The organism is Marihabitans asiaticum (assembly GCF_007828725.1).
GTDB classification, from domain to species: domain Bacteria; phylum Actinomycetota; class Actinomycetes; order Actinomycetales; family Dermatophilaceae; genus Marihabitans; species Marihabitans asiaticum.
The window spans coordinates 641,486-652,638 of sequence record NZ_VIUW01000002.1; the positions used below are offsets into that span (position 1 = coordinate 641,486).

The window sequence follows — 11,153 nt, forward strand, 5'->3', positions numbered from 1 at the left end:
CGTGCCTCCATGGCCAAGACCACTCGAGACCTCGACCTCGTCCTCCTCGGAGCGACCGGCTTCGTCGGCGAGCTGACGGCCGCGCACCTGCGCGACCACGCTCCCGCCGACCTTCGCATCGGCATCGCCGGTCGCTCCCGCGCCAAGCTCGCGGCCCTCGTCGAGCGGCTCGGAGGCGCGGCCCACACCTGGGAGCAGATCGTCCTCGACACCTCCGACAGCGCCGGCTGCGACGCCCTCGCCGCCCGCACCCGGGTTGTCGCGACGACCGTCGGCCCGTACGTGCGCTATGGCAAGGAGGTCGTCCGGGCCTGCGCCGAGGCGGGCACCGACTACTGCGACCTCACCGGCGAGGTGCTCTTCGTCCGCGACGTCGCCGACGCCTTCCACGAGCTGGCCGCGAGCACGGGAGCGCGGATCGTCCCGTCCTGCGGATTCGACTCCATCCCCTCCGACCTCGGCGTCTGGCTCACCGCTCAGGAGGCCCGGGAGCGCGGCCTCGGCGAGCTGACCCGGACCGTGCTCTTCGTGCGCTCGCTGCGCGGGGGGCTGAGCGGCGGGACGATCGACTCGATGCGCCAGCAGGCCATCGACAGCTCGGACAAGGTGGCCCGCCGCACCGCCGCCGACCCGTACGCGCTCAGCCCCGACCGGGCAGCCGAGCCCAGCTCGCGGCGGACTCGCCGAAGCAGCGACCAGAGCACCCCGGCGCGGGTCCTGGACAAGATCACCGGCTCGCTCCCGGTGCGGCGCACGGAGGACGGGCGCTGGACCGGCCCCTTCGTCATGGCCGCCTACAACACGCGGGTCGTGCGCCGCAGCAACGCCCTGCTCGACTGGGCGTACGGGCGCGACTTCCGCTACGCCGAGGTGACCGACTTCGGCACGAAGGTCACCTCGCCGATGATGGCCACCGGGATGAGCGTCGGCCTGCTCGGGATGCTCGGCGGCATGGCGTTCGGCCCCACCCGTGCCCTGCTCGACAAGGCGCTGCCCGCGCCGGGCGAGGGCCCGGACGAGGACAGCCGGGCCAAGGGCCGCTTCCGGCTCGAGATCGTCGCCGAGACGACGTCCGGTCAGACCGTGCGCACCACGGTCGCCGCGCCGTACGACCCGGGCTACAACGGCACGGCGATCATGCTCGGCCAGTCGGCCCTGTGCCTCGCGGCCGACGAGGCGCGTGGCGAAGGGGGCGTGCTCACCACCGCGGTCGCGATGGCCGAGCCGCTCATCGAGCGGCTGCGCGGCTTCGACTTCACCTTCGACGCCGTCGTTGACACCACTGCCGACTCCTGACCCCGGCGGGTATCGGGAGTCGGCGGGAGCCTGCCGAGGTCAGCCCTCGTCGTAGGCCCGGGCCTCGGGGATGGGGGCATCGACCCCGTCGACGTCGACCGTCTTGTGCCACGACTGGGTGCGGTAGGACGTGCTCCACCCCATCGCCTGGTACAGCCCGTCGGCGCCGGTCGGGCTGTCGGCGTCGACCTCGAGGGTGACCCGGTTGCGCCCCAGCTCGGCGGCGTCCCGGATGACCGCGTGGATCAGCGCCTTGGCGACACCCCGGCCACGGGCCAGGCGGTGCACCCCGATGTAGTCGAGGTAGCTGCCCTCGACCCCTGAGTCGTCTGCGGGCAGCACGGAGGAGACGACCGCTCCGCCGGGCAACCAGGTGCCGTCCTCCTCGACCTCGGAGATCCACCAGTGGTCCCACCGGTGGCCGGGAACCTCTCGCTGCCGGTGGAGGAACTCCGGGAAGGACTCGCGGTAGGAGTTGAAGTGGTCGGCGAAGGACTCCTCGAGCATGAGATGCACGGTCTGGATGTCCGCGGCGACCGGGGTCCCGTCGTCATGCTCGGCCACCCGCCGCACCCGCGTCCCCTCCCGGGGGGCGGGCAGGTCGCGGTCGGTGGGGGTCACCGGCCGGCTCATCTGCAGCCAGCTCCGGGTGAGGTCGAATCCGGCGGCCTCGAGGAAGCGCTGGTACTCCTTGTCGGCGCTGTGCACGCTCACGTCGATGAGGGTGCCGCCCAGGCCGCGCTCGACGGCGATCCGGGCGGCGATCTCCTCGCACCACGCGAGCAGCGCTGAGGCCAGCTCGTCGCGGTCGGTGGCCTCGGGCGCGAGGGTGAGATCGATGTTCGTGCGGCCCGCGGCCCGGTCGTGCACCCGGACCCACGCGAGGAGGCGAGCATCTCCCCCTTCGCCGTCACGGACCACCAGCTGGCGCCGGGTCCATGACCCCAGCCCCCAGACCTCCATGCCGACCTCGTCGGCGCTCACCGAGCCGGACCCGGTGGCGCGCTGCTTGGCCGCGGTGGCCATCCGCGCGATGTCCTCGGTGTCGGACTCCGTCGGTGGAGAGGCGATCCAGTCGTGGGGCAGCTCGGGCATCAACGGGCTGTGCGGGTGCTCGCTCACACCCTCATCATCCCAAATCGCCCCGACCCCCGTCCGCACCTGCCAAGGCACGTACCCAGGTGGGCCCCACCTGCCAAGGCACGTACCCGACCAAGCCCGCACCTGCCAAGGCAGGTGCGGGATCAACCGTCGTGGGCGCGAAGGTGGACGGCCGGTCAGCGCAGCAGGCCCCGCTTGCGCTCGGCGTAGTCGGCCGTCGTCCGGCCGAAGGCAGCCTGCTGCGCCCGGCGGGTGTTGTCGGCAAGGAGCAGACCGAGCTGCTCCATCCGCTCCCGGGCGAAGGTGCGCCGGGCGCTGCGGTGCCAGGTGTCGTCAAAGACCCGCTTCGCCGCGGCCAGCTGGTCGGGGCTATGGGTGAGCAGCTGCTCGACGAGCTCGCGGGCCCGTCCGAGCGGGTCGATCGAGGTCTCGGTCGCCACCCCGAGTCGCACGGCCTCCTCGCCGTCGAGCATCTCCCCGGTCATCGCGAGCCGCTTCGCCACGTCGAGGCGCACCTGCTCGGAGAGCGACTGCACCCCGCTCATGTCCGGGATAATCCCCCACCGCGACTCGAGCACCGACCAGCGCGCGTCGGGCGCGGTGATGCGGAAGTCGGCGCCCATCGCGATCTGCAGCCCACCGCCGAGGCAGTTGCCCTGCACCGCCGCGATGACCGGCACGGGGATGCGCCGGAACCCCCAGCACGCCTCCTGGAAGGTGTTGGTGCCTCGCCACGGCCGCGGCACGAAGGTCTTGGCGATGCCGGCCTGGTCCTTCATCACGGTCGCGAAGTCGAGCCCGGCGCAGAACGACTCGCCCGCACCGGTCAGCACGACCGCCCGCAGCGTACGGTCGTCGGCGAGCTCGTGGGCGGTGCTCGCGAGCGCGTCGAGCATCGGCAGGGTCAGCGCGTTGAGCTTCTCCGGCCGGTCGAGGCGCACCGTCGCCACTCCCGCGTCGATGGTGGTCGTGATGTGCTCGCAGCGGTTGGCCATGCTCGCAGCCTACGGCGCCCTAGGGTCGGTGCGATGACGGCGATGTGGATCGGCTGCTACACCGGCGAGATGGGCGAGGGCGAAGGGGTGACCCGGGTCGATCTCTCGACCGGACGGCAGCGCGTGGTCACCGGAGGTGTGCCATCGCCGAGCTGGCTCGTGCCGGTAGGCGACGGGGTCCTGGCCGTCAGCGAGTCCGAAGGGGGTGAGCTGACCCTCCTCGGACCGAATGGATCTCTCGCCGCGGGCCGCACCGGCGCCGGGTGGCCCTGCCACGCGGCGCGGCTCACCCCTTCGCTCCTGGCGGTCGCGCACTACGGCACCGGTCGGGTCACCACCGTCGAGCTGACCGACGGTGCGCCCGGGAGGGTCGTCGACGAGGTCGACCTCGGCGGGCTGCCGCTCGGTCCGCGGGCCGACCGGCAGGACGGCTCGCACCCGCACCAGGTGGTCCTCGACGAGACGCGGGGCGAGGTGCTCGTCCCCGACCTCGGCGCGGACGTCGTGCACCGGCTCGCGCTGCGCGAGGGCCGGCTCACCCGCGGCGGCGACGTCATCGAGGTGCCACCAGGCTTCGGCCCGCGGCACCTGATGCTCGCCGGTGACCTCCTCCTCGTCGTCGGCGAGCTGAGCAGCGAGCTCTGGCTGGGTCGGTGGGACGAGGCGAAGGGGTGGCAGCAACTCGGTCAGCGACCCAGCCTGGTCGAGCCGGTGGCGCCCGATGAGTCGAGCGACGAAGGCGGCGCCAACCTGCCCTCGGCGGTGCGGCTGACCGACGACGACCACGTGCTCGTGGGCAACCGGGGCGCCGACCGGGTCAGCGTCTTCGCCCTGGACCGGGGGGCCGGCTCGCTCACCGCGGTGCGCGACGTCCCGGCCCACGGCGCGTGGCCGCGGGACCTCGTGGTCGACGGCGACGACGTGTGGGTGGCCTGCGAGCGCGGCCACGCCGTGACGCGGGTGCGCTGGCGCGGCCCCGGGGCCGGGAGGCTCGGGGAGCGCATCGCCACCGGGTCACCGACCGCGGTGGTCCTGGGGTAGCGCGAAGCGCGGGTCAGCGCGCGTCGAGGAAGGCCTGGAGGGTGCCCATGACCTGCTCGAAGTCGCCACCGTCGGTGTCGTTGAGGATGAAGATCGTCCCGTCGTCGGTCGCCGCGCACTGGGTCTGCGAGACGATCTTGCCGCACACCCCGCCGTCGACGTCCTTGTCGTCGCTCCACACCATCTTGAAGCCGTCCATGGCGCCCGGGGCGTCGTCGGTGGCGACGACGACGATCGCCTTGTCGTCCTTGGTATAGATCGCACCCTGGGAGCCCTGCGGGGCACTGGCCTGCTGGTCGCTGCGCTGCCACCCGTCGAACTCGTCCGGGAAGCCGAGGTCCTCACCCTCGCTCGCCGATCCTTCGGACTCGCTCGGCGACGCCGAGCTGGTCGGCGTCTCGGACTGCGTGGGCGTCTCGGAGCTGGTCGGGCTCTCGCTCGGCTCGGACGTCGCGGAGGTGGTCTCCCCGGGCGCCTCGTCGAATCCCGACGAACCCATCATCCCGAGAGCAACCACGCCGCCGCAGCAGAGGAGGAGCAGGAGCGCCCCACCGATGAGCGCGCCGATGAGCAGCGTGTTGCGCTTCTTCGGCGGCTGCTCGCCATACCCGTCGACGTGCGGGGGGTAGCCACCACCCGGCGGGCCGTATCCGCCGTCGCCCGGAGGGCCGTACCCCGCCTCGCCGGGCCCACCAGCGGGGCCTGGGTAGCCGCCGTACCCGCCGCCGGCGCCCTGGCCGGGCGGGGGCGGCGGTGGGGCGTCGGAACCATAGGGACCACCGGCGTGGGACATGTGACCATCGTGGCACGAACCCCCGACATCGGCGTCGGTTCTGCCGAACGGCGCTCACCGGGGCAGAATCAGCCGGTGACCGCCGCCCCCGCACCAGACGTCAGCACCCGGCGGATCGCCGCGGCGCTGACCGCCCTGGTCATCGGCGGGGTGGGCATCGGCACCACCGAGTTCGTCACGATGGGCCTCCTCCCCGAGATCGCCGAGGGCATCGACGTCTCGATCCCCCAGGCCGGGCACACCATCTCGGCGTACGCCCTCGGCGTCGTGATCGGCGCACCGGTCATCGCCGTCCTCGGGAGCCGCATCCCCCGCCGTGGCCTGCTCATCGCGCTCATGGTGCTCTTCGTCGTCGGCAACGCCGCGAGCGCGCTGGCCGGCAGCTACGGCCTGCTCTTCGTCGCCCGGCTCCTCGCGGGGCTGCCGCACGGCGCGTTCTTCGGGGTCGCCTCGATCGTCGCCTACGACCTGGCCGCCCCCGGCCGCGGCGGCACCGCGGTCAGCCGGGTGATGCTCGGCATCCCCATCGCCAACGTCGCGGGCGTGCCCATCGCCACCTGGCTCGGCCAGACCTGGGGCTGGCGGGCCGCGTACTGGAGCGTCGCGGTCGTCGGTGTCGTGACGGTCCTCGCCCTCCTCGTCGCCGTCCCGAGGATCCCGAGCGACGACAGCGCGGGCGCGCGGGCCGAGCTCGGCGCCCTGGGCAACCTGCAGTTCTGGCTCACCCTGCTCGTCGGGGCGGTCGGCTTCGGCGGGATGTTCTCGATGTTCAGCTACATCTCGCCCACCCTCCAGAACGAGACCGGGGTCTCCGCCTCTGTCGTCCCGGTGTACCTCGCGATCTTCGGCCTCGGCGCGCTGGCCGGGACCCTCGTCGCCGGCCGGCTGGTCGACATCTCCGTGCTGCGCAGCCTCGTCGGGTCGGCCCTGGCGATGATCGCCGGGCTCGTCCTCTTCACCCTCGTCGCCGGGTCACCGGTGCTCATCGGCATCGCGCTCTTCCTCACCTGCTCGACCACGTCGGTCTTCGTAGTCGCCCTGCAGCTGCGGCTGATGTCGGTGGCCGGACAGGCCCGCTCCCTCGGCGCGGCCGGCAACCACGCGAGCCTGAACCTCGCCAACGCCTTCGGCGCCTGGCTCGGCGGGGTGGTCCTCGACCTCGGCTGGGGCTGGCGCGCGCCTGCGGCGGTCGGAGCCGGGCTGGCGCTGGCCGGGCTCGTCGTCCTCGGGGTGTCCGTCGCGGTGCACCGCAGGGCAGGCTGAGCCCATGACCCGCGTCCGTGAGGCCACCGAGGCCGACATCCCCCACATCCTCCGCCTGATCCACGAGCTGGCGACCTACGAGCGTGAGCCGGACGCCGTCGAGGCGACGGCAGACTCCCTTCGCCAGGCCCTTTTCCCAGCCGACGGTGCGCCGGTCGCCTTCTGCCATGTCGCCGAGGGCGGACCGCAGGAGGGCGAAGGGGGGACCCGCCGGGTCGTCGGGATGGCCCTGTGGTTCCTCACCTTCTCGACCTGGACCGGGCGGCCCGGGATGTGGCTGGAGGACCTGTACGTCGAGGAGGCTCACCGCGGCTCCGGTCTCGGGGTGGAGCTGCTGCGCACCCTCGCCCGGGTCTGCGTCGATCGCGGCTACCCGCGGTTCGAGTGGACGGTGCTGGATTGGAACGAGCCCGCGATCGCCTTCTACCGCGCCGTTGGCGCGACCCCGATGTCTGCGTGGACGACGCAACGGCTCACCGGCGAGGCCCTGAGCAGCTTCGCCCATCCCTGACCGAGGAACCGGGCTGCTCCCCCCTTCGCACCGGGTGCCAAGATGGCTCCATACCAATCCCGGCGCGACGGCGCGCCTGGCAGCGGAGGAGAGCGATGAGCCAGTACGTGTACATGTTCAGCGAGGGCGACCGCGACCAGAAGGACCTGCTCGGCGGCAAGGGCGCGAACCTCGCCGAGATGGTCAAGCTGGGGCTGCCGGTGCCGCCGGGCTTCACCATCTCGACCGACGCCTGCCGCGCCTTCCTCAGCGAGGGCAAGGTGCCCCCGGAGGTCCGGGTCGAGGTGACCCGCAGCCTGCGCGACGTCGAGGACCAGATCGGACGCACCCTCGGCGACTCCGAGGAGCCGCTGCTGCTCTCGGTGCGCTCCGGGGCGAAGTTCTCGATGCCCGGGATGATGGAGACGGTGCTCAACGTCGGGCTCAACGACGACACCGTGCAGTCGCTCGCCGACTTCGCCAACGACGAGCGCTTCGCCTGGGACTCCTACCGGCGGCTGATCCAGATGTTCGGCAAGACGGTGCTCGACCTGGACTCCGAGCTCTTCTCCGACGCGCTCGAGGCGCGCAAGGACGCCGCCGGCGTGAGCACCGACGTCGACCTCGACGCCGAGCAGCTGCGCGGCCTGGTCAAGGACTACAAGGAGATCATCGAGCGCGAGACGGGGCGGCCCTTCCCGCAGACCCCGCGCAAGCAGCTCGACATGGCGATCGAGGCGGTCTTCCGCAGCTGGAACACCGAGCGGGCGACGCTCTACCGCCGCCGCGAGCGCATCCCGGACGACCTCGGCACGGCCGTGAACGTCCAGGCGATGGTCTTCGGTAACCTCGGCGAGACCTCCGGCACGGGTGTGTGCTTCACCCGCGACCCCTCCTCCGGGCACTCCGGCGTCTACGGCGACTACCTGCCCAACGCCCAGGGCGAGGACGTCGTCGCCGGCATCCGCAACACCCTGGCCCTGGCCGAGCTCAAGGAGATCGACGAGGCCGCCTACCGCGAGCTGCGCACGGCGATGCGCCGGCTCGAGACCCACTACCGCGACCTGTGCGACATCGAGTTCACGATCGAGCGCGGGCACCTGTGGATGCTGCAGACGCGGGTCGGCAAGCGCACCGCCGCCGCGGCCTTCCGGGTCGCCACCCAGCTCGTCGACGAGCAGCTCATCACGATGGACGAGGCGCTGGAGCGGGTCACCGGCGAGCAGCTCGGTCAGCTGCTCTTCCCGCAGTTCGACAAGGAGGCCAAGCGCAGCCTGCTCGCCACCGGCATGGGTGCCTCCCCCGGCGCCGCGGTCGGGGCAGTCGTCTTCGACAACGCCTCCGCCGAGGCCAAGAAGGCCGAAGGGGTCGACGTCATCCTCGTCCGGCGAGAGACCTCGCCGGAGGACCTGCCGGGGATGATCGCCGCGGTCGGCGTGCTCACCGCGCGGGGCGGCAAGACCTCGCACGCCGCGGTCGTCGCCCGGGGCATGGGCATGTGCGCCGTGGTCGGGGCCGAGGACCTGGCGATCTCGGTGGCGGAGCGGACGATCACCGTCGGTGACACCATCGTCAGCGAGGGCGACACCATCGCGATCGACGGCAAGACCGGCGAGATCTACCTCGGGGCGGTCGATGTCATCGACTCGCCCGTCATGACCTACATCTCCGAGGGACTCGAGAGCGCCCGGGCCAAGGCCGAGGACGACGACACCCGTGAGCTCATCGAGGCCGTGGACCGCCTGCTGCAGCACGCCGACGACCGGCGCCGGCTGCGGGTGCGGGCCAACGCCGACACCGGCGAGGACGCCGAGCGGGCCCGGGACCGGGGCGCCGAGGGTATTGGCCTGTGCCGCACCGAGCACCAGTTCCTCGGCGAGCGGCGCGAGTACATCGAGCGGGTGATCCTCGCCGACTCCGCCGAGACGCGCGAGGCCGCGATCATGGAGCTGCTGCCGGTGCAGCGGGCCGACTTCGTCGAGCTGCTGGAGGCCATGGACGGCCTGCCGACGACGATCCGCCTCCTCGACCCGCCGCTGCACGAGTTCCTGCCGAACGAGACCGAGCTCGCGGTGCGGGTCGCGCTGGCCCAGGAGCGCGGCGAGAGCGGCGAAGGGGTCGAGCGCGACCGGGTGCTGCTCGACGCGGTGCGCTCCACCCACGAGCAGAACCCGATGCTCGGTCTGCGCGGGGTGCGCCTGGGGCTGAAGTACCCGGCGCTGTTCGGCCTGCAGATCCGGGCGATCGCCGAGGCCGTCGTCGAGCTGCGCGGGCAGGGCAAGGATCCCCAGCCGGAGATCATGGTCCCGCTCATCGGGTCACGGCGAGAGCTGCACCTCGTGCGGGAGCAGGCCGAGCAGATCCTCGCGGAGGTCGCCGAGTCCTCCGGCCAGGCCCTTGACCTGCCGATCGGGTGCATGATCGAGCTGCCCCGGGCGGCGCTGACGGCGAACCGGATCGCCCACGAGGCCGACTTCTTCTCCTTCGGCACCAACGACCTGACCCAGACGACCTGGGGCTTCTCCCGCGACGACGTCGAGACCGAGTTCTTCCCCCAGTACCTCGACAACGGCGTGCTGACGATCTCCCCCTTCGAGACCCTCGACGGGCTCGGCGTCGGAGAGCTGGTGCGCCAGGGAGTCGCGAACGGCCGCTCGACCACCCCCGACCTCAAGGCCGGGGTATGCGGGGAGCACGGCGGAGACCCCGAGTCGATCCACTTCTTCCACGAGGTCGGCCTGGACTACGTCAGTTGCTCACCCTTCCGGGTACCCGTCGCCCGGCTCGAGGCCGGGCGCGCGGTGGTCATGACCGGGGAGTCCTCTACGGCCTGAGCCCTGCCCTGGAGTCAGAAATGGCGGGCGTGTCGCGTGACACGCCCGCCGTTTCTGCCCTGAGGGCGAGACTGGCGAAGGGGGATCAGCTCAGCGCGTGGAGAGGATGTGCTGCGAGCGGTCGGCCATCCGCTCCACGTGGTCGGGGTAGGTGCGGAAGGAACGGTCGCGTCCCGGGCCGGCGGTGCGCGGCGCGCGAGTGCGGGCGTGCTTGCTCGAGCCCTGCTCCATGAGGGAAAGCTCGTGCGCCATGCGCAGCATGTCGGAGTCCAGGCCAGCGCCGACGTGGCGGGAGGAGCGGTTGCGGCGGGTGATCACGGTGTTGAGCCAGTTCGTCATGACATCCAGGGTCCTCGCGGGGACTGTCCAGGACAACTCACGGGTACTTACTGATCATCAAGCATCTCTGTATTATCGAGGAGTGGTCGACGCGCAGAGGCTCCGTACCTTCAGCGCGGTGCTTGCTGCAGGCAGCATCAGCGCCGCCGCGGATCACCTCGGCATGACTCCGTCCGCGGTGAGCCAGCAGATCGCCCGCCTGCAAGATGAGACAGAGCTCACACTCTTCGAGCGCGTCGGGCGCGGCATCTCCCCAACCCCGGCGGCGCTGGCCCTCGCGGAGGAGTCCGAGCGCCTGCTCGGCGAGCTGCGGCGCGTCGACTCCGTCATCGCGGACCTGCGCGAGGGTCACGTCGGGTCGCTGTCGATCGGCTACTTCAGCTCCGCCGGCGCGCTCTGGATGCCGCGGCTGGCCAAGCGCATGCTCACCGAGCAACCCGACCTCACCCTCGAGATGGTGCTCACCGAGGGCTACCCACCCGGGGAGTCACCGGTCGTCGACCTCGACGTCGTCCCTGACGACCCGAGCTTCTCGATCCGGCCCGGCCACACCGTGACGCCCCTGACCACCGACCCCTTCGTCGCTCTCGTCCCGGCAGATCATCGCCTGAGCGGCCGCCGGCGGATCGACATGGCCGAGCTGGCCGACGAGACGTGGATCAGCAACGACATCTCCGCCGGGGTCACCCAGTCGCTCATCGACCGAGCCTGCCGCGCCGCCGGCTTCCGCCCTCGCTACCGGGTCGAGGCGCAGGACCACCACACCGCGATCGCCTTCGTCGCCGCGGGCGTCGGGGTGACCGTGCTGCCCGCCCTCGCCGCACGCCGGGCCCCGAAGAGCACCCGCCGCCTGCGGCTGACCAACCCCAACCCCAAGCGCGACATCGTCGTCCTCACCGCTCCCGTGGCGCGCACCAATCCCGCGGCCGGGCGGGCCGTGGAGATCCTGCGAGAGATCGTCGCTAAGGCGTGAACTCGCCTCCCCTTCGAACCTCGACGGG

Annotated in this window: 10 protein-coding genes; 6 read left to right on the forward strand and 4 right to left on the reverse strand. The window is 72.0% G+C overall.

Features of this window, described 5'->3' with window-relative positions; all coding sequences use genetic code 11:
• Positions 1 to 9: 9 nt before the first annotated feature.
• Entirely contained in the window at positions 10 to 1,296 is a 1,287-nt protein-coding gene (locus FB557_RS07585) for a saccharopine dehydrogenase family protein (protein WP_144856985.1), read from the forward strand.
• A 39-nt stretch (positions 1,297 to 1,335) separates the two neighbouring features.
• On the opposite strand, the gene FB557_RS07590 is transcribed toward FB557_RS07585, so the two are convergent.
• Both FB557_RS07590 and FB557_RS07595 read right to left on the reverse strand, forming a co-directional pair.
• Entirely contained in the window at positions 1,336 to 2,418 is a 1,083-nt protein-coding gene (locus tag FB557_RS07590) for a GNAT family N-acetyltransferase (protein ID WP_246074550.1), read from the reverse strand.
• 155 nt (positions 2,419 to 2,573) lie between these two features.
• Positions 2,574 to 3,392: a crotonase/enoyl-CoA hydratase family protein gene (locus tag FB557_RS07595; RefSeq protein ID WP_144856986.1), complete on the reverse strand. Its 819-nt coding sequence runs from the start codon at positions 3,390 to 3,392 to the stop codon at positions 2,574 to 2,576.
• A 33-nt stretch (positions 3,393 to 3,425) separates the two neighbouring features.
• On the opposite strand from FB557_RS07595, the gene FB557_RS07600 reads away from it, so the two are divergent.
• On the forward strand, positions 3,426 to 4,433 hold the full coding sequence (locus FB557_RS07600) for a lactonase family protein (RefSeq protein ID WP_144856987.1): 1,008 nt from the start codon (positions 3,426 to 3,428) through the stop codon (positions 4,431 to 4,433).
• Positions 4,434 to 4,446: 13 nt separating this feature from the next.
• On the opposite strand, the gene FB557_RS14165 is transcribed toward FB557_RS07600, so the two are convergent.
• Entirely contained in the window at positions 4,447 to 5,226 is a 780-nt protein-coding gene (locus tag FB557_RS14165) for a hypothetical protein (RefSeq protein ID WP_170236189.1), read from the reverse strand.
• 75 nt (positions 5,227 to 5,301) lie between these two features.
• Between FB557_RS14165 and FB557_RS07610 the strand changes: the two genes are divergently transcribed.
• From FB557_RS07610 to ppdK, 3 genes are all read left to right on the forward strand, one after another.
• Positions 5,302 to 6,489: an MFS transporter gene (locus tag FB557_RS07610; RefSeq protein WP_246074552.1), complete on the forward strand. Its 1,188-nt coding sequence runs from the start codon at positions 5,302 to 5,304 to the stop codon at positions 6,487 to 6,489.
• Positions 6,490 to 6,493: 4 nt separating this feature from the next.
• Positions 6,494 to 7,000: a GNAT family N-acetyltransferase gene (locus FB557_RS07615; RefSeq protein WP_144856988.1), complete on the forward strand. Its 507-nt coding sequence runs from the start codon at positions 6,494 to 6,496 to the stop codon at positions 6,998 to 7,000.
• Positions 7,001 to 7,095: 95 nt separating this feature from the next.
• Entirely contained in the window at positions 7,096 to 9,813 is a 2,718-nt protein-coding gene (gene ppdK, locus FB557_RS07620) for a pyruvate, phosphate dikinase (protein WP_144856989.1), read from the forward strand.
• A 90-nt stretch (positions 9,814 to 9,903) separates the two neighbouring features.
• Here ppdK and FB557_RS07625 read toward each other — a convergent pair whose 3' ends face one another.
• Positions 9,904 to 10,152 carry a hypothetical protein gene (locus FB557_RS07625; protein WP_144856990.1) on the reverse strand — a complete coding sequence of 83 codons (249 nt, stop codon included), beginning with the start codon at positions 10,150 to 10,152 and terminating at the stop codon, positions 9,904 to 9,906.
• A gap of 82 nt (positions 10,153 to 10,234) precedes the next feature.
• On the opposite strand from FB557_RS07625, the gene FB557_RS07630 reads away from it, so the two are divergent.
• Positions 10,235 to 11,125, forward strand: a complete 891-nt coding sequence (locus tag FB557_RS07630; RefSeq protein WP_144856991.1) for a LysR family transcriptional regulator — start codon at positions 10,235 to 10,237, stop codon at positions 11,123 to 11,125.
• The last annotated feature ends 28 nt before the right edge of the window (positions 11,126 to 11,153 follow it).